Annotated in this window: 15 protein-coding genes; 11 read left to right on the top strand and 4 right to left on the bottom strand. The window is 39.2% G+C overall.

Features of this window, described 5'->3' with window-relative positions; all coding sequences use genetic code 11:
• Nucleotides 1-81 precede the first annotated feature (81 nt).
• The 3 genes from MTCD1_RS14890 to MTCD1_RS21495 all read left to right on the top strand — a co-directional run bounded on the left by MTCD1_RS14890 (nt 82) and on the right by MTCD1_RS21495 (nt 1,532).
• Complete coding sequence (locus MTCD1_RS14890) at nt 82-810, top strand: 1-acylglycerol-3-phosphate O-acyltransferase (RefSeq protein WP_057179876.1); 729 nt, start codon at nt 82-84, stop codon at nt 808-810.
• Nucleotides 811-859: 49 nt separating this feature from the next.
• Entirely contained in the window at nt 860-1,210 is a 351-nt protein-coding gene (gene rraB / locus MTCD1_RS14885) for a ribonuclease E inhibitor RraB (protein ID WP_057179877.1), read from the top strand.
• A 166-nt stretch (nt 1,211-1,376) separates the two neighbouring features.
• Nucleotides 1,377-1,532, top strand: coding sequence for a hypothetical protein (locus MTCD1_RS21495; RefSeq protein ID WP_197410250.1), 156 nt, complete (start codon nt 1,377-1,379; stop codon nt 1,530-1,532).
• Between the two features lie 224 nt (nt 1,533-1,756).
• Here the strand turns inward: MTCD1_RS21495 and MTCD1_RS14880 are convergent, their stop codons facing one another.
• Nucleotides 1,757-2,779: a LacI family DNA-binding transcriptional regulator gene (locus MTCD1_RS14880; protein WP_057179878.1), complete on the bottom strand. Its 1,023-nt coding sequence runs from the start codon at nt 2,777-2,779 to the stop codon at nt 1,757-1,759.
• 255 nt (nt 2,780-3,034) lie between these two features.
• On the opposite strand from MTCD1_RS14880, the gene pgi reads away from it, so the two are divergent.
• From pgi to MTCD1_RS14840, 8 genes are all read left to right on the top strand, one after another.
• Nucleotides 3,035-4,675 carry a glucose-6-phosphate isomerase gene (pgi, locus tag MTCD1_RS14875; protein WP_057179879.1) on the top strand — a complete coding sequence of 547 codons (1,641 nt, stop codon included), beginning with the start codon at nt 3,035-3,037 and terminating at the stop codon, nt 4,673-4,675.
• 490 nt (nt 4,676-5,165) lie between these two features.
• Complete coding sequence (locus MTCD1_RS14870; protein WP_057179880.1) at nt 5,166-7,817, top strand: TonB-dependent receptor; 2,652 nt, start codon at nt 5,166-5,168, stop codon at nt 7,815-7,817.
• A gap of 109 nt (nt 7,818-7,926) precedes the next feature.
• A complete protein-coding gene (locus tag MTCD1_RS14865) occupies nt 7,927-9,453 on the top strand; it encodes a tryptophan halogenase family protein (RefSeq protein ID WP_057179881.1) in 1,527 nt (508 codons plus the stop codon).
• Nucleotides 9,454-9,842: 389 nt separating this feature from the next.
• Complete coding sequence (locus tag MTCD1_RS14860) at nt 9,843-12,482, top strand: beta-N-acetylhexosaminidase (RefSeq protein ID WP_057179896.1); 2,640 nt, start codon at nt 9,843-9,845, stop codon at nt 12,480-12,482.
• A 179-nt stretch (nt 12,483-12,661) separates the two neighbouring features.
• Entirely contained in the window at nt 12,662-13,567 is a 906-nt protein-coding gene (nagK, locus tag MTCD1_RS14855) for an N-acetylglucosamine kinase (RefSeq protein ID WP_057179882.1), read from the top strand.
• Between the two features lie 60 nt (nt 13,568-13,627).
• On the top strand, nt 13,628-14,758 hold the full coding sequence (gene nagA / locus MTCD1_RS14850; RefSeq protein WP_057179883.1) for an N-acetylglucosamine-6-phosphate deacetylase: 1,131 nt from the start codon (nt 13,628-13,630) through the stop codon (nt 14,756-14,758).
• A gap of 58 nt (nt 14,759-14,816) precedes the next feature.
• On the top strand, nt 14,817-16,133 hold the full coding sequence (gene nagP, locus MTCD1_RS14845; protein WP_057179897.1) for an N-acetylglucosamine MFS transporter NagP: 1,317 nt from the start codon (nt 14,817-14,819) through the stop codon (nt 16,131-16,133).
• A 348-nt stretch (nt 16,134-16,481) separates the two neighbouring features.
• On the top strand, nt 16,482-16,691 hold the full coding sequence (locus MTCD1_RS14840; protein ID WP_057179884.1) for a TIGR02922 family protein: 210 nt from the start codon (nt 16,482-16,484) through the stop codon (nt 16,689-16,691).
• Between the two features lie 104 nt (nt 16,692-16,795).
• On the opposite strand, the gene ccmE is transcribed toward MTCD1_RS14840, so the two are convergent.
• From ccmE to MTCD1_RS14825, 3 genes are read right to left on the bottom strand one after another with little or no spacing between them, the layout of a single operon-like run.
• The gene (gene ccmE, locus MTCD1_RS14835; RefSeq protein WP_057179885.1) at nt 16,796-17,332 is read right to left on the bottom strand and encodes a cytochrome c maturation protein CcmE; all 537 of its coding nucleotides are present in this window, start codon (nt 17,330-17,332) and stop codon (nt 16,796-16,798) included.
• Nucleotides 17,332-17,577, bottom strand: coding sequence for a heme exporter protein CcmD (gene ccmD, locus MTCD1_RS14830; protein ID WP_057179886.1), 246 nt, complete (start codon nt 17,575-17,577; stop codon nt 17,332-17,334). The genes ccmE and ccmD overlap by 1 nt, the downstream gene beginning before the upstream one ends.
• Before the next feature lie 28 nt (nt 17,578-17,605).
• Complete coding sequence (locus tag MTCD1_RS14825) at nt 17,606-18,349, bottom strand: heme ABC transporter permease (protein ID WP_057179887.1); 744 nt, start codon at nt 18,347-18,349, stop codon at nt 17,606-17,608.
• Nucleotides 18,350-18,576: the final 227 nt, after the last annotated feature.

Raw genomic sequence — 18,576 nt, 5'->3', positions numbered from 1 at the left:
GCTAATAGCTTTACCCTATTATTTGATTTTTCTGTATACTCGCCCATAGTCTTTTCCTAGCTACCAATATGGGAGCTTTTTTTGCTAGCTGTAATCCGTTTTATTTTAATAATTTTAGCCTTGATGTTTATTTGCATCATCTCTATTTTTTACTGTTTAATTCGTCCATTTCATCGTGATAATGTCTATCATACGGCACGTTTTTTAGGGAAAATCCCTAAACTAATGGGTGTTGAAGTGGAAGTTAGAATCCCTGAATCAGTTAAAAATATTGGCCCTGTGGTTTGGCTGGCAAATCATCAAAATAGTTATGATCTTTTTACTCATGCCAATGCGGTGTTACCTGGTACTGTCAGTGTTGGTAAAAAAAGTCTCAAGTGGATTCCTTTTTTCGGACAAATGTATTGGTTAACCGGTAATATTTTAATTGACCGTAATAATACAAATAAAGCTATGAATACCATAGAGTTAACAGCAAATAAAATAAAAAATGATAAACTTTCGATATGGATGTTTCCCGAGGGAACCCGCAGTCGTGGTCGAGGTTTATTACCGCTTAAAACGGGCGCTTTTCGTACGGCCATGCGGGCTGGTGTCCCTATTGTACCTGTTTGTGCCAGTAACCAACATGGCACTATTCAGTTAAACCGCTGGGATAATGGTAAAATCATTATTGAGTTCCTTGAACCGCTGTATATTGAAAATACTGGTCGTGAAAATTTACGAAAAACGGTGCATCAGGTCCATGAATTAATGAAAAATAAAATTGAACAATTATCTGCTGAAGCCGCGGCTTATCATAATAAATAACGCGGGTATTAATGGGGAATTTTACGAGTCAATATAAATAGGTATTAAAATGATAGATGAAGAATTACAGCACTGGCTTAAACATACCGAAGTACTTGTTGGTGAGCTACTTGCAGATGGTACTAACGACGAGGTTTACCACACCATAGAGCACCATTTTGCCAGTAGCGATTTTGATTTGCTAGAGAAGACAGCCATTGCGGCATTTAAGCTCGGCTTGGAAATTGAAGACCCGGAAGAAGCCGAATTAGAAAATGGTGATAAGGTCTTTGCTTTTGATATAGTTACTGAGCAGATGCTGGATGTTGATTTAATTAAAACAGAAACTAAAGTTATGTTTGAGTTGGCAAAAAAATGTAAAGTCGACTACGATGGTTGGGGCACGTATTTTGAAGAATAACTTTTTATTTTTTGTAATGTACTAATAAACTTGAACATATATGCTAAATATCATAAGGTGGATTGATTACTCGCTAGTATAATATCTCAGCAATGTCACTGGCGCTAATATAGAGCCAGTTGCTCGCTAACTTATCAGTACATAAAGACACTAAGGAAAGTAAACCATGGAATGGCTTAGTAAATCTCTGTCACAAGAACCTCTGGTATTAGTTCTCTCAATTACTGTTGTTGTCGGTATCTTTATTTTTGCCGCAAGAAGAGCACACTTAAATCATTTAGCTAAAATGAAAAAGATAGATGATTCATTTAACATCAAATAAAGCGTGTGCACGTTACTATGACTAACACTTTTCAAGCAATTAAAATCAATAACATTCACTAGGTGAGCATTGCTACGGGCGACAATCAGCCTAATCTGTATTTTCAATTTAAGCATAGCCGGCAGAGTTAACAGCATAAAGATTTTTTATTTGCTGAATTCCCTACCTTAAAACTAACTTATCGGCTAAAACACGTCGAGTAAAGCCTAAAACAAGTCAGCTATTTAACATCTAGCGGTAGAATCTCTGACGATAATTTTTGGTACATATTGACTTATAGTGATCGGATTTTTTTGCTTACGAATTTGACTAATAAGTAACTTTGCCGCATCTTCGGCAATTTGTTTATTTGGCTGATCAGCGGTAGTTAATTTAGGCCAAGTTTGGCGGGAAAAGGGACTGTTTTCAAAACCAACAATAGATAATTGTTCTGGAATAGAGATATTCATTAATCTTGCGGCAAATAATGCCCCCGCGGCAATTTCATCGTTACACGAAAATATGGCAGTAGGGCGGGTATTAGCCGTTTGCTTAGACATTAATTTTTTCGCACCATTGACACCAGAATCAAACGAGTAATCACCTTCAATAACAAGGGCTTTATTAAACTCAATATTGCTGGCTTTTAGTGCTCGCCGATAGCCTTTATAGCGTTCTATGGTCGACATATGTTCCGCGTCACCGGCTAGAAAGGCAATATCTTTATGGCCTAAATCAATAAGGTGTTGGGTCATCGTTTGCGCAGCATCTCTATCATTGACCATAACACAAGGGCTAAGATCATCAGGGGCAACATCACCAGAGAGGATACGGACAACTTTAACATCAAGCTCTACTAGCGATTTTACAAAGTCAGGCATTTCAGATAAAGGCGGTGTTAAAATTAAGCCAGCAATACGCGCATGCTTGACCATGTTTACCACCTCTTTGCTAACATCTTTATCTTTTGCATCACAAGGGTGAATTAATAACTCAAAACCATGTTGTTTGCAGGCTGATAAGATGCCCTTCTGCATATCAATAATGTAATAGGCATTGGGATTATCATATATATAGGCAATTGAGTAGGATTTTGCCCCTGCTAAATTACGAGCAGATAAATTTGGTTGATAGCTAAGTTCATCAATAGCCAACTGTACTTTCTCTCGTGTCAATTGGCGTACTGAAGTTTCATTATTAATAACACGAGAAACCGTTTTTATTGATACGCCGGCACGTTTTGCTACGTCATTTATTGTCGCTTTCATTTGCAGGTAACCTTGCAGTTATTATTATAAATTGACTGGTTCTACCAGATGCTTTGTTATTATTACATGGCTGTTCGGTGGTAATCTACCTGCTTTTACAGTATTCTGTAGAGTATTAACAATTGACAGCGCTGTCATTTTTTTATAGGGTATCATGTAATTTTTGCAAGTCATAATGATTAAATCGAGTAAACACTCAGTTGAAACTTGTGGCAAAGTCGATAATCGTGTCTAAATCATCTTATAGGAACTTGTATGTCATCTCGTCAAGCATTAGCTAGCTGGAAAAAGCTTCAGCAACTTGCCAAAGATAAAAAATCTCAGCACATGAATACCTTGTTTGCACAAGACAGTGAACGTTTTAATAAGTTCTCTATTGAATTACCCAACATGCTGCTCGACTACTCTAAAAACCTTATTGATAGTGAAACCATGACTGCATTACTTGCTTTAGCCGAAGAGACAAAAGTTTGTGATTGGCGCGCGAAGATGTTTGCTGGTGAGAAAATCAATCAAACTGAAGATCGCGCGGTACTTCATACCGCGTTACGCCGTCCACATGATAAACCTCTTATTGTTGATGGTGAAAATGTCACCGATCAGGTGCAAAAACAGCTCGGCGAGATGGAGGTTTTTGTTAATAAGGTCCGTCAAGGTCGATGGTTAGGTTACTCTGGTAAGCGTATTACCGATATTGTAAATATAGGTGTTGGTGGTTCAAATCTTGGCCCTCAAATGGTTACCGAAGCATTAAAACAGTATAGTGATGGTAGTGTTAATGTTCACTATGTTTCTAATGTCGATGGTGCGCAAATTGTTGAAGTACTACGTCCACTAGAGCCTGAAAAAGTACTTTTTATTGTTTCAAGTAAAACCTTTACCACCAAAGAAACCATGACCAATGCTCGTACTGCTATTAATTGGTTAACCAGCGCGTCTTTTGACGAAAACTCGGTTGCTAAACACTTTGTCGCCGTAACCGCAAATAAAGAAAATGCCATGAGTTTTGGTATTGAAGAGAAAAATATTTTTGATATGTGGGACTGGGTTGGTGGTCGCTTCTCATTATGGTCGGCTATTGGTCTTGCCATCGCTCTTGATTTAGGCTTTGATAAATTTAAAGAGTTACTCAGCGGTGCCTATGATATGGATCAGCACTTTATCAACGCGCCATTAAAAGATAATTTCCCTGCTATTTTAGCCTTGATCAGCGTTTGGAATACCACCTTCCTTGGCTCACAGTCACAAGCTATTTTACCATACGATCAAACATTGCATATGCTGACCGCCTATTTACAACAAGCTGAAATGGAAAGTAATGGTAAGTCGGTGACTTGGGATGGTGATGAAGTAGACTATGCCACTGTGCCCTCTATTTGGGGAGAGCTTGGCATTAATGGCCAGCATGCTTTTTATCAGTATCTACATCAAAGTAATAATGTCGTACCCGCTGACTTTATTGGCTCGGTAAAAAGTGTAACGCCGGTAAAAGGACATCATGAAACGCTGATGTCAAACTTCTTTGCCCAAACCCAAGCGTTAATGACGGGTGTTAATGAAGAGCAAGTCCGTGCTGATCTTAAAGCTAAAGGTCGTACTCAAGATTACATCGATAAAGTTGCACCACATAAAGTCCATAAGGGTAATAGACCGACCAATACCATTTTATTAAAATGTATCAACCCTAGAAACCTTGGTAGCTTAATTGCCGCTTATGAACATAAGATTTTTGTACAAGGTATCATCTTGCAAATATGTTCATTTGATCAATGGGGGGTCGAGCTTGGTAAGGGGCTAGCGGCAGAAATTCAAGACGAATTAGAAACTAACAATATCTCTGAGCAACATGATTGTTCAACGGCAAGCTTACTGAAGTTTTATCAGTCAGCAAAATAGCGCCAGCAAGTAAAACTAAACCTTTAAAGCGTTACTAAAAGCAAAGCACACTATTAAAAGCTAATGTCTACCTAGGGTGGCATTAGCTTTTTTTTATCCACAAATCAATTAAGTCAGTAAAATATCTGTTTGCCTTATCCTCTAGCACCAGCTGATTTTTTATTCTATAAAGTAGAATAAAAAATCATTTTGTGCCCTTTTACGTATTTTTTTTATACAGAAAGTGATGATCTTAGATAGTTCAGTAATTAATAACAAAATAATATATTAAAAAAAACCTATTAATTCATACTCTTTGTGAATTTATGTAGTCATTATGTAACTATTGGTTAAATTATTCTGGTCAAACGTAAAAATAAACGGTATGGTTTCTTAGCTCTTATGACAGCGTTGTCATTAAATATTGACAGCGCTGTCGTAAAACAAAAAATATTATAAATAAAATAAAATAAAAACATTTTAAAAACAAAACATGTGTAAGGGAAAGTCGATGTCAATTAAAACATTTAAAAAAGGCGTGTTAGCAAGTTCAATTGCTATGATCCTAGCGGGTGTATCATCACAAGCTATAGCAGCCGAAGAAACAGCTTCAAAAATAAATAAAGATGAAGTAGAAGTCATTCAAGTAACCGGTATCCGTGGTTCTAACAGAGCTAGCGTAAATGCCAAACGTTTTTCAAATGCTATTGTTGATTCAATTAGCGCTGAAGATATTGGCCAATTCCCAGATTCAGATGTTGGTCAAGCATTAGGTCGTATCCCTGGTGTTACTGTCAGTCGTTCATTCGGTCAAGGTTCATCAGTTTCTATTCGTGGTACTGACCCTTTAATGACGTTAACAACATTAAACGGCCAAAACGTAGCATCAACGGGTTGGTATGATCAATTAAATATTGACCGTTCTTTTAACTACTCAATGCTTCCGTCTGAACTTATTGGAGGTATTGAAGTTTATAAATCTAGCCAAGCCAACCTTGTTGAAGGTGGTATTGGTGGTACTGTTATTGTTAAAACACTTAAGCCTTTCGATTTAGAAGCGAACAAAGCTTTTATATCAGTTAAAGGTGAATACGGTTCAATTAACGAAACTGTTAGCCCTGAATTATCTGGTTTATACAGCTGGAAAAATGATGATGAAACATTCGGTGTTTTAGTTTCTGCTTCTTATGTTGATCGCGAATATTTACGTCGTGGTACTGAGTCTGATTTAGATTGGGGTGGCCGTTCGTCTATTCAACCTTCAGGATTCTTACAAAACCAAGAGCGCACAGCCTTAGATGCAACTCTTCAATACCGCCCAACAGATAATTTAGAGTTTGGTGCTCACATTTTATCTTTAAAACTTGGCGCTGATAGTCTTGGTGCTAACATGTACATTCAAACTGATACCGATTGGGGCGACGGTGCTAGTAACTGTCAGCAGTTCAATAATGCTGGTGTTTGTACATTAAGTGATACTTCTGAAGCGAATGCATCTCGTGTATTCTTCCAAAACTGGGCACGTACAGGCGAAATGACCTCTAATACCTTTGAAATTAATGGTTCATATGAAGGTGATGGTTTCGCTATTTCTGCAGTAGCTGGTAACACTAGTGCTGAAGGTGGCACTCAAATGACTGCTAACTTTGGTTATGGCTGGTGGGGCGATAACTTTGGTCAAGTCAAATGGGCTGGTCAAGTTGACGCTACGGGTAAACAAATCGATATCAACGGTCGTGATATGAGTTTTACTCAAGATCAACTTGATACCACTGTTGGCACATCTCAATGGACTGGTACTCAAGGTCCTAACTCTGATGAAGAGAATTATGTACAATTAGATGTTGATTTTGATTTAGACTTAGGTGTAATTACTAAGTTTGAAACAGGCATTCGTTATACTCAACATGAATTTGAAAAATCTGAATACCGTGCAATTTACGGTGATGGCGAGAACTCTTTCAATACTTCAGACCTATACAGTGGCACAATGGAAATAGGTGAAGCGGGTTACACTGTACCTAAAGGAAATTTAGATGCAATGATTAACGCTACAATCAGCTTAGTTGATCAATTTGCCTATAGCCGTTCTGCATATGGTTTAATTGAAGAAGATAACTTCTCGTTATACGGAATGTTCACTTTTGAAGGTGATAATTACCGCGGTAACTTCGGTGTTCGTTATATTAGCACTGATGTAACTTCTAATGGCCATGTTGTAGATAACTCTCCTGCTGATGCTCTCGCTGTAAACGAAGGTTGGAGTGAAGAAATACATAGTGTTAAAGATAGCTATGATGATTTCTTACCTAGCTTTAACTTAGCGTATGACTTATCTGAGGATGTGATTTTACGTTTCTCAGCATCGCAAGCAATAACTCGTCCAAACTATGATAATTTATTCTTATCAAGTCTTTCTGGTTATCCAGATGATCGTCAAGGCAATGAAGAAATTACTTATGGTAATCCTGGTTTAAAGCCTATGAAGTCAACTCAGGCTGATTTAGGTATTGAATATTACTATGGTGACGGTAACTTAGTTTCTGCGACGTTATTTACTAAAGATATAGAAAATTTTATCGTAGCAACTACAGAGTATAATCAACAAATTGGTGTCATTAACAATGACCTTGACCCTGCTGCGGATGATTGGACAGTAAATAATTACAAAAATGCTGGTGGTGGTAAAATTCATGGTATAGAACTACAAATAAACCAAGCTTGGGACAATGGTTTTGGTATTAATGCTAACTACACCTATGCTGATGGTAGTGCTCCTGCTGAAGTTTATACTGATGGAATTGGTCAGTTTACAGAATCTTCAGAGCATACTGCCAACTTAGTTGGTTACTGGGAAAATGATGATTTCTCAGCACGCGCTGCTTATAACTGGCGTTCAGAGTACATGGTTCGTGAATATGGTAAATACTACGGTAACCGTATGCATGATGATTTTGGTACTTTAGACCTAACATTCGGTTGGAATGCAACAGAGAGTCTTACTTTAAGACTTGAAGTTGTTAATGTACTTGCTGAAGACGATATTCAATACGGTGCCGCTGCTGTTGGTACAGCAGTTAAACCTGCTTTACAAGACGGTTACCCAACTTGGTCTTTCAACGGTGAAACAACTTACAAGCTAGGTGCTAGCTATAAGTTCTAATCACTGAGTATAATGATGAAAACCCAGTCTCGACTGGGTTTTTTTTTATGTACAAAAAATGGCTTTTATGTAATTTTAATTTATTAGTAATATATTGCGGAGAAAGCATATGAAAATTAAACGCATAGCAATAGTTGGTGCCGGAACATCGGGATGGCTAGCTGCAAACCATCTTGGTTGTGAACTCAGTGCCGATGCCGAGATAGAAATTACAGTTATTGAATCAAAAGACGTGCCTACTATTGGCGTCGGTGAAGGCACAGTCCCTTATATTATGAAGGGATTAAAACGCTTTGGTATTTCAGAAGCCGAATTACTCAATAGCTGCGATGCAACATTCAAGCAAGGTGTTAAATTTGTTAACTGGCTCGACCCAATTAAACATGGTGAAAACTATTATTATCATTCGTTCGATGACCCCTATCCCAATGGCTTTAATGTAACGCCTTATTGGAATTCTTATGAGGGCAGTAAATCTTTTGATGATATAGGGGTTCAAGCCAGAATATCGGAACTTGGTTTATCGCCTAAAATGAAAAACTCTGGTGAGTATGAGGGGGAGCTATCTTACGCTTACCATTTTAATGCCGCCAAATTTGCTAATTTATTGGCATCGAATGCACAAAAAAGATTTAAGGTTAAACATCAATTTGCCACCATTGAAGGAATTAAAAGGTGTAATGAAGGTAATATCAGCCACTTAATAACAGCGGATGGCGATGAGTTAGCTTTTGATTTTTATATTGATTGTAGTGGGTTTTCTGCTGTCCTTATCGGTAAAGGCTTAGCGGTTCCCTTTGAAAGTAAAGCAAAAGAGCTGCTTGTTGATACTGCGCTTGTGCAACCCATGCCACTGAAATCCGATGAAGATATTAATCCTTATACAACCGCCACAGCACATAAAGCAGGTTGGATTTGGGATATTCCTTTAACAACGCGAAGGGGCACCGGCTTTGTATACTCAAGCAAGTATATGAGTGAGTCAGAGGCTTTGGCTTTATATGCTGAGTATTTAGGTGTAAATGAAAAAGATCTATCGCCTAAAAAACTGCCAATGGCGGTTGGTTACAGAAAAGAGTTTTGGTGTAAAAACTGTGTACCTTTAGGTTTAGCTCAGGGGTTTCTTGAGCCCTTAGAAGCAACCTCCATATTACTTTCTGATTTTTCAGCTGAATTATTAGCAAAAAACTTTCCACGCGACTCAACAAATATTGAAACTATTGCTCCCTATTTCAATAAGGTAGTTACTTATGTGTGGGAACGAACTGTCGATTTTATCAAGTTACATTATTGTTTGTCTGATAGAACTGATTCTGATTTTTGGTTAGATAACCAAGATGAAACTTTTTTATCAGCTGAGTTAAAAGAACGCTTGCAAAAATTTAAACTCTGCCCACCACAACAGTCTGACTTTTTCAGTCGATTTGATTTGTTTAATGAGAAAAATTTTCTTTATGTTTTATACGGTATGAAATTTGAGACACAAAAGACAATACTATCGGACAAAGAAATAGAAATGAGTCGTACTATTTTAAAAAACAATGATCGTTTAGTCGAACAAGCAGACCAGCACTTATTAAAACACAAGGATTGGTTGATGGGGCTAAAGAGTGCAATGGAAAAATCGAAATCTTAATTGATTTTTTGATATTGTTATTGCAACTTTTGTTGGGGGTTATCAAAAACAGGGCTTTGGTAATGTCGTTATTCTCCATAGATGCAAATGAGTATTTTACCACTGTCAGCTGTCTTTTTATGGCAGTAGTCGGCAAAAAGTATATCAAGTGTTCGCTTGAAAAATAGGGTGAATTCTAAATCGTAGTGTGGCTGCGTGAAGATAAAACAATCAAGTTTTACAAAAGAAAGTGGGTAATCTTGTAATTAGATTATCTTTTAATTTATTTAATTTCTATATTTTTGACAGCGCTGTCAAAATTATAGATAGTTATGATAACAATAATATCTAAAGCAGAGCAGCTTATCAAATAACGCTGTAAAAGGTCCTTTAACATGCACATTAGCAAGATGAATAAAACAGTCTTAGCGCTTACTATTGCCGCTAGCTTATCTTTACTCGGTTGTGAAAAATCTCCAGCGCCAGCCGTTGATACCGGGGAAAAAATTAACTTACAAGCCATCTATTCAGTCAGTCAAGGTGACATTGATAAAATAGCCCAGCATTTACAGGTTAACTATCGTGTGGTTACTAATATCCCCAGTGATAAATGCGACCGTGAAGTTGCCGATGGTGCCTGTTTTGAAGTGGAGTTAACCTTTACCGCGCAACAAGCCATAGCAGCAAAAGACTGGACCATTCATTTTAGCCAAATTGCCCCAATTCAATCTTTTGAAAGTGATGATTTCAGCGTAAAACACCTAAACGGTGATTTACATCAGATCAGCTTAAAAGATAATTTTTCCGGCTTTGCTGCGGGTGAAAGTAAAAGCTTACTCTTTCGCGCACAATTCTGGTCATTAGCCGAATCCGATGTGATGCCAAATTACATTGTCAGTGCGCCCGGTCTAGAGGCTAGGGTAATTGCCAGCACTAAGCCATTTATTGATACCGATTCAGGCTTAGAAATGCTGCCTCATGTTGCTAGCTTTACCGATATTGAGCGCCAGTTTAAGCGCAGCGCCGCCGATAAGACGCAATGGTTAACCCCGGAAAAACTCTATCAACGTAACGCTGTGCTCACTGAAGACCAGCTCGGCGTTGTCCAAGCAATTATTCCTACGCCTAAATCCGTGAGTATCGATGCTAATAGGGGCTATGCCAATATTAGCCAAGGTGTTGCTGTATCTTTAGGCAATGTTAACCACGCTGATGTTGATGCGGCCCTTTCACGTTTAAGTACTTTAGGCGTGAAGCAAAGTACTACCGGCTTACCACTACGCTTAAGTATTATTAAAGATGACGATAAAGTTATCGGCAGCTATAGCTTAACGGTTACAGAAAAAGCCATTACCATAGTGGGTGTTGACGGTAATGGCGTATTTAATGGCTTGCAATCATTAGCCAGTCTTGTGACCGTGGGCGAGTCGCGTATACCCATGCTAGTGATTGATGATGAACCTCATTATGTTTTTCGTGGCATGTTAGTTGATGTGGCGCGTAATTTTCACTCAAAAGAATTTATTTTAACCCTGCTTGAGCAAATGGCAGCTTACAAATTAAATAAATTACACTTACATCTAGGTGATGATGAAGGCTGGCGTTTAGAAATTCCAAGCTTACCGGAATTAACGGATATTGGCGCCAAGCGCTGTTTTGATGTTACTGAAGAGCATTGCTTAATGCCGCAACTAGGTGCAGGCATTGATGAAAACTCGTCGGTAAATGGTTATTACAGCGTCAGTGATTATCAAGAAATTTTACAAGCAGCAAGCGCGCGTCATATTCAAGTGATCCCATCACTTGATATGCCGGGTCATTCTCGTGCTGCAATTAAGGCGATGACGGCACGTTATAAAAAATATCAAGCCTTAGAAGATGAAGCAAAAGCGAAACAGTTCTTACTAGAAGATTTTGAAGATACCACCAAGTATGCATCGGTGCAATTTTATGCTGATAACACCATCAATGCTTGTTTAGAGTCTTCTTATGATTTTGTCATTGAAGTGATGACCCAGGTGAAGAAGATTCATGCCGATGCCGGTCAACCGCTGACCCGTTATCATATTGGCGCCGATGAAACCGCAGGGGCATGGTTAGACTCTCCTGCTTGTATAGATTTTGTTGCTAATAATGATAAAGGTGTCACTAAAATGAGTGAGTTAGGGGCTTATTTCATTGAACGTGTTGCCGGTATCTTATCAGAGCTTGATATTGAAACAGCGGGTTGGAGTGATGGTATGGAGCATACTAACGTCGATAATATGCCAGCTATTGTGCAAGTTAATGCTTGGGACACGCTATTTTGGGGCGGTCACGATAAGGTTCACCAGCTAGCAAACCGAGATTGGCAAGTGGTTATTTCTAGTCCTGATGTTTTATATTTTGATTTCCCCCATGAAGCGGATCCTAAGGAGCATGGCTACTATTGGGCATCACGTCATACCAATACTGAAAAAGTCTTCCAATTTATGCCGGATAACTTGCCTGTTCATGCTGAATTTTGGCTCGATAGAGAAGATAATACTTATGTTGCTGACGATACCAAAACGCCATTGGCCGCTGGGCAAAAGTTCTTAGGTATTCAGGGGCAATTGTGGAGTGAAAATGTTCGCACTGATGATATGGTGGAGCATAAGATTTTCCCACGTTTATTAGCTTTAGCTGAGCGTGCTTGGCATCTAGCTGACTGGGCGGTGCCTTATAACTATCAAGGCGCTAAATATTCATCACAGAGCAATACCTTCACCACAAAAATGCAAGCCCTGCGTGATAGCCAATGGTCTTTATTTGCTAATACCTTAGGGCAAAAAGAGTTTGCCAAGCTTGAGTTAGCTCAAGTCGATTACCGTTTACCTACCGTAGGCGCTATTGTGCAAGCAGGGAAGTTACATGCCAATATTGCCTTCCCAGGCTTAACCATAGAGTATCAAGTAAACGGCGAAAACTGGCTTATTTATCAAGATCCTATTGCAGTTTCTGGTCAGGTAAGTATCCGCAGTCGTAGTACCAATGGTTTGAGAACCAGCCGTATCACCCAAGTAAAATAATAACGCTAAAATGATCTGACTGGTATTTATCTAGTATTATCAGTCAGTTAATTTACATTTAATTACACTTGTAATGAAAGCTTAATTTTTATCAAAAAAAACAAATGACAACGCTGTCATTTGTAGCTAAGATGAAAAAATCAAAAAATAAAAATATGAACAGTTAACATGGGATCGGTATGCTGACAAGTAGTGACAAAAACAATGAATTATTTTTAGGCATTGATGGTGGTGGCAGTAAATGCAAAACCATTATTATGAATAAAGATAATGAAATACTTGGTACAGGCATGTCAGGTCCCGGCAATCCCTTGCATGGTTTTGAGCAAGCAACACATTCTATTACTGAGTCGGCTAAATTGGCGTTAGCTGATGCAGGTTTAGCCCATATCAAACTGGATGAGCTAGTTGCCGGTGTTGGTTTAGCGGGTGTTAATTTACCTGGGCTCTATGAGCAAATGGCTGCTTGGCAGCATCCTTTTAAAGCGATGCATTTAGCGACCGATTTATTAATTGCTTGTTTAGGTGCCCATAACGGTAGTGATGGCGCGGTGATTATCGCCGGTACCGGTTCTTGTGGCTTTGTTTGTGTCGATGAACAACACACTATCGTTGGCGCTCATGGTTTTCCCCATGGCGATAAAGGCAGCGGTGCTTGGTTTGGCTTACAAGGGGTTAAACAGGTATTATTATCTCTTGATGGCTTGGTCGCACCAACCTTGATGTCAGCTGTATTGTTGAAAAAACTTAACTGCAAAGACGATACTGATTTAGTTGAAGCCGTTGCCAGTCAAAAGGCGACCTACTATGCCCAGCAAGCAAACTTAGTTTTTGATGCCGCAGAGCTAGGCGATAAAGTTGCCTTGGCTATTGTCTATGAGGGTGCTGAATATATTAACGCCATTGCTCGGACTTTAGCGGAAAAAAAGCCACCACGTATGTCTATGCTTGGCGGACTAACACCGAGATTAAAATCTTGGTTAGCAGGCGATATAAAGGCGAATCTTGCTGAGCCATTAAACCCACCGGAAGTTGGTTCAATACTTTTTGCTCGGCAGCAACAAGCTAAACAGTCGGCACAGTAATCGGCGTAATGCCAGTATAATTCAATATAACCACTTGAACTTGATAAATTAGGACAGCTAATGACACCAATGCGCTTCCATGCTAAACGACTATTTGACGGACATGCTTTTCTTGATGATCAAGTGTTGACTATAGTGGCCGGTAAAATTACCGACATTGACCAAAACACCAGTAAGGTAGATGTTACCGCGAAAGGACTTGTGGTTCCTGGTTATATCGACTTACAAGTTAACGGTGGTGGCGGGGCATTATTTAACGACTCACCCTCGGTTGATAAGCTAAAAATAATCATGGCTGCTCATGCTCGGTTTGGTACTACAGCTATGATGCCCACTTTGATTAGCGATAAAATTGAAGTAATGCAGCAAGCCGCCGATGCTATTGCCCAAGCAATATCAACTGGTGTCGCTGGTATTCTTGGTATTCATTTCGAAGGGCCACATTTATCAATCGAGAAAAAAGGCACTCATTGTGCTGATTATATCCGCGGTCTTTCCTCCGCAGAGTGGCAGGTTCTTTCCCGTCAAGATATTGGCCAGGTTATTGTCACCCTAGCACCCGAAACAGTCAGTACTGATGATATTAAGCGTATGGTTAAGTTAGGTATTAAAGTTTGCTTAGGTCATAGCAATGCCGATTATCAAACAACTCAACAAGCAATCGATGCCGGCGCTAGTGGCTTTACTCATCTATTTAATGCTATGTCGCCATTACAGGGGCGTGAGCCTGGCGTTGTTGGCGCGGCGCTATTAAACAACAACACTAGCTGTGGCTTAATTGTTGATGGTTTTCATGTCGATTACGCCAGTTGTAAATTAGCGATTCAAGCTAAACCCCGAGGTAAAATATTCTTAGTCACTGACGCTATGCCGCCAGTGGGTACCACACTAACTCAATTCGCTTTATATGACCGCACTGTTTATGTTGATAATGGCAAACTTACCTCAACCACGGGGGAGCTAGCTGGCTCTTCGTTAGATATGGCTAGTGCCGTTAAAAATACCCACCAAGGCTTGGGTATTCCTTTAGATGAAGCACTTCGTATGGGCAGCTTGTACCCGGCACAATATTTATATCAAAACCAAGCTGTTATTCGTGGTGAACTTATGCCAGGAAAACAAGCTGATATGGTGGTATTAAATGATGACTTATCGGTAAAAGAGACTTGGATTTCAGGTCGGAAAATTTAATTTACACTAATAATTTTACGCAAAAACTATAATAACAATGCAAGATAACGAGGAAGTTATGGAAATGTCACTCACGCAAGAAAAACAAGAGAAAAAACAGAGTAATGTCGTGCCGATGATAATCGTCGCTGGGCTATTCTTTATTCTAGGTTTCGTCACCTGGTTAAATGGCTCCTTGATGCCTTACTTGCAACAGGTTTTGCAACTAAGCCCCTTTCAAGCATCACTTATATTATTTTCATTTTATATCGCGGTGACCTTTACCGCGCTACCTTCTGCCTTGGTTATCCGTAAAGTGGGCTATAAAAATGGCATGGCGCTAGGCCTAGCTACAATGACATTTGCCGCTTTATTGTTTATTCCCGCCGCTAAAACACAAATGTTTCCTTTATTTTTGTTAGCACAATTAGTAATGGGCGCAGGACAAACATTACTGCAAACAGCCGTTAACCCTTACGTTGTCCGTATTGGCCCTGAAGAGTCAGCGGCAGCACGTATTTCAATTATGGGCATCTTAAATAAAGGTGCTGGTGTGGTAGCGCCTATCGTATTTACTGCCTTAATCTTAAGTGGCTTTACTGATACCGTTGGTGTTGAATTAACACAAGGTCAAATTGATGACATGGCAAATAGCTTAATTACCCCGTATTTAGGACTTGCTATTTTTATTGGTGTATTAGCTTTTGGCATCAAAAAAGCTCCTTTACCTGAACTACCGAGTGAAGAAGAAGAGGGTGAACATAAAGGTCAACTAAAAGAGGCGCTTGCTCACCCTAACTTGGCACTTGGTGTTGTTGCACTATTTTTATATGTGGCAGTAGAAGTTATCGCCGGCGATACTATTGGTGCTTTCGCACTGGCTTTAGGGGTTGAAAGCTATAGTGTGATGACTTCATATACCATGGCTTGTATGGTATTTGGTTATATTTTAGGTATTACCCTTATCCCTAGGTTTATCTCGCAACAAAAAGCCTTGATGGTTTCTGCCGTTTTTGGTTTAGTGTTAAGTTTGGGTGTTATTTTGGGTGATAACAATTCGTTTGCCATTGCTAACTCACTGTCCTTTATCCTTGGTGGTGCGCAATTACCCGATACCTTGATTTTAATTGCTTTCTTAGGACTTGCTAATGCCATTGTCTGGCCTGCTATTTTTCCATTAGCACTTTCAGGTATGGGTAAGTTAACCAGTGTTGGCTCTGCGCTTTTAGTTATGGGGATTTCAGGTGGTGCATTTGGTCCATTATTCTGGAGTATAGCAAGTGGTAGTAGCGGTCAAGCGGTAGATCTTCAAGGCGGTTATATTGTTATGTTACCTTGTTATTTGTTTATTTTATTCTACGCTGTTAAAGGCTGTAACATGAAATCTTGGAAATAATTGCCTAAAATAGTGCTTGCTACGTTTATTTTAGGCTGGCATTTAAAACACTAGTAACAATAACCTCAATGCTGCCTTGTTTAAACTAGGTAAGCTTGAGGTTTTTTTATGATTAAAATTCAATAGCTTAACCTATAGTGAATAATGTCATAGCATATGAAATATTATTGTTTAAAACATGGCTTACTGGTTGGTCCAGGTGTTGACGTACTGGTCGAACCATTATAGTATTAGCTCACTGGTTAAGGTCTGACCACTTTTATGGCCTTGGCAAATGAAAGTGGCTAGCTACTTTAGCGGGAAGTAAATAAAAAAACTAAACTTTAAATGATTTAAAAGGATTTAATTATGTCTGCAGCTAAAAGGAAAGTAACCGTTATCTATTGCTGTGATGACGACTTAGCTATGTATCGGAAAACACAAACCTTTAACCTAAACGCCTATGGCGATATGATCATTCCACAAGAATTTAAACGTGGTAAAACCATAGTGGCGGTTTGTGACGGTGACGTTAACGTGATTAATAGCGTCGGTGATAAACTTGTTGATGAGTATTAGCATTGATAAACAATGGCAGTAATAAACACTGCTATTGATAATGTGGTTAAGTAAAAAAAACAAAAAAAGGTGACAGCAATGTCACCTTTGTTGTGTCTATCTCATTAATAGCCGTTAGTACTTTTACTTTGTAGTTGTTTATCAGTGTAAGTGGCTTTTTCATGTTTTTTACCAGCAGCCTCAGCTAGCTCTGCCGGCATATAGTTTTCATCATGTTTAGCAAGTACTTCACTGGCTTCAATACTTAAGCCAGTAAGCGGGTGGTCGACTAGCGTGCCATTGGCGACTATGCCTTGGCCTTCACGAAATAGATCTGGCAAGATTCCTTCATAATAGACAGTAACCGTAATGTCGCTATCTTTGAAGACAATAGGCATGGTCATATCACTGAGCTTAAATGATACTTTTAAGTTCTCAGGGTCGCGCTTTACCGTTCCAGGGACCACTAAGCCACCAATGCGAAGACGTTGGCCAAAAATTGGTTTTAAACCGGTCTCTTTTTTACCCTGAGTGATCTCAGAAGGGGTAAAAAATAAATCAATATTTTGACTTAATGCATATAAAACAAGACCAAAGACAGCGCTGATGCCAATCAGGACGGAGCCGACCATAACCAGACGTTTTTTACGGCGTGGATTCATTATTCAGATACCTTATTTAATTCTCTATTGTGGAGTTCATGTTGTTGCTTGCGCAGTTCTTTGGCTTGGCGGAGTTTATCTTCTCGCTGCTTGCGCTTAGCTATTTGGTCGATGATCTGCTGATGACCAGCTTTAGAGCTGATCAATAAAAGGCTAAGTATCAAAGCGGTGGCACCAAAAGAAAGCCAGACATAGAAACCATATCCGCCCATATTGATGAAATCGCTAAAACTATTAAATTGCATTGAGTGCTCTCCAACTTGATGCTAATTATTAACGGGTATGATTTTTTACTAACTCACGCACCCAAGGACGAATACTATTGCGCGCTAAAATTTCATTACGAAAACGCAGGCTGATAATTACAGCAACTAATAAAGAAAATCCAATAAAACAAAAGATAAATGGCCATAACATCTCAAGTGCCATCGATGGTTTCTCTAGCTTACTTAACGTTGATCCTTGATGAAGAGTATTCCACCAGTCAACAGAGTACTTAATAATTGGAATGTTGACCACACCAACTAGGGTTAATATTCCTGCCGCTTTACCGGCTAAGTTTTTATCTTCAAAAGCATTGTGTAAAGCAATAACCCCTAAATATAAAAACAATAAAATGAGCTCTGACGTTAAACGTGCATCCCAAATCCACCATGTGCCCCACATAGGTTTACCCCAAGCAGCACCGGTAATTAACGCTATAGCCGTAAATGCAGCACCGACCGGCGCCATGGCAGCAGCAGAGGCATCAGCAAGTTTTAATTGCCATACTAAACTGCTAAATGCTGCGATGGCCATGGCAAAATAAATGCCCATAGACAAAGAGGCTGCCGGTACATGAACATAGAAAATACGAAAGCTGTCACCTTGCTGATAATCAGCAGGGGCAAATAGTAGTGCCCATACTAAGCCTATACTCAGGAATATTGCCGCAAGCGCACTTAGCCAAGGTAATAACTTATTGGTGAGGCGATAAGATACTTCCGGGTTTGCGTAAGGGTGTAACCATTTCCACATTTATTTATTCTCACTATTTTTGTCGGTTATAAGGCAGGGTTACCGTGTTATTTCTCATGGCAAAGTAACAGTGCTATTTAGTGTTTATCGTGTCTATATTGAGCGTTACCATTTCCACGTACCGCCTATCATGTTAATTACTACTTACTATTTTTGTCGGTTATAAGGCAGGGTTACCGTGTTATTTCTCATGGCAAAGTAACAGTGCTATTTAGTGTTTATCGTGT

Origin of the sequence: Colwellia marinimaniae (assembly GCF_002207865.1) — a bacterium.
GTDB classification, from domain to species: Bacteria; Pseudomonadota; Gammaproteobacteria; order Enterobacterales; family Alteromonadaceae; genus Colwellia; species Colwellia marinimaniae.
This window is presented reverse-complemented; position numbering and strand designations above follow the sequence as displayed.

What these genes read in the sequence shown, in the direction of transcription:
- rraB (WP_057179877.1), top strand. Translation starts at nt 860, where the DNA reads ATGATAGATGAAGAATTACAGCACTGGCTTAAACATACCGAAGTACTT.
- nagK (WP_057179882.1), top strand. Translation starts at nt 12,662, where the DNA reads ATGCTGACAAGTAGTGACAAAAACAATGAATTATTTTTAGGCATTGAT.
- ccmD (WP_057179886.1), bottom strand. Translation starts at nt 17,577, where the DNA reads ATGCAATTTAATAGTTTTAGCGATTTCATCAATATGGGCGGATATGGT.
- MTCD1_RS14825 (WP_057179887.1), bottom strand. Translation starts at nt 18,349, where the DNA reads ATGTGGAAATGGTTACACCCTTACGCAAACCCGGAAGTATCTTATCGC.
- MTCD1_RS14840 (WP_057179884.1), top strand. Translation starts at nt 16,482, where the DNA reads ATGTCTGCAGCTAAAAGGAAAGTAACCGTTATCTATTGCTGTGATGAC.
- ccmE (WP_057179885.1), bottom strand. Translation starts at nt 17,332, where the DNA reads ATGAATCCACGCCGTAAAAAACGTCTGGTTATGGTCGGCTCCGTCCTG.
- MTCD1_RS14860 (WP_057179896.1), top strand. Translation starts at nt 9,843, where the DNA reads ATGAATAAAACAGTCTTAGCGCTTACTATTGCCGCTAGCTTATCTTTA.
- MTCD1_RS14880 (WP_057179878.1), bottom strand. Translation starts at nt 2,779, where the DNA reads ATGAAAGCGACAATAAATGACGTAGCAAAACGTGCCGGCGTATCAATA.
- nagP (WP_057179897.1), top strand. Translation starts at nt 14,817, where the DNA reads ATGGAAATGTCACTCACGCAAGAAAAACAAGAGAAAAAACAGAGTAAT.
- pgi (WP_057179879.1), top strand. Translation starts at nt 3,035, where the DNA reads ATGTCATCTCGTCAAGCATTAGCTAGCTGGAAAAAGCTTCAGCAACTT.
- nagA (WP_057179883.1), top strand. Translation starts at nt 13,628, where the DNA reads ATGACACCAATGCGCTTCCATGCTAAACGACTATTTGACGGACATGCT.
- MTCD1_RS14870 (WP_057179880.1), top strand. Translation starts at nt 5,166, where the DNA reads ATGTCAATTAAAACATTTAAAAAAGGCGTGTTAGCAAGTTCAATTGCT.
- MTCD1_RS21495 (WP_197410250.1), top strand. Translation starts at nt 1,377, where the DNA reads ATGGAATGGCTTAGTAAATCTCTGTCACAAGAACCTCTGGTATTAGTT.
- MTCD1_RS14865 (WP_057179881.1), top strand. Translation starts at nt 7,927, where the DNA reads ATGAAAATTAAACGCATAGCAATAGTTGGTGCCGGAACATCGGGATGG.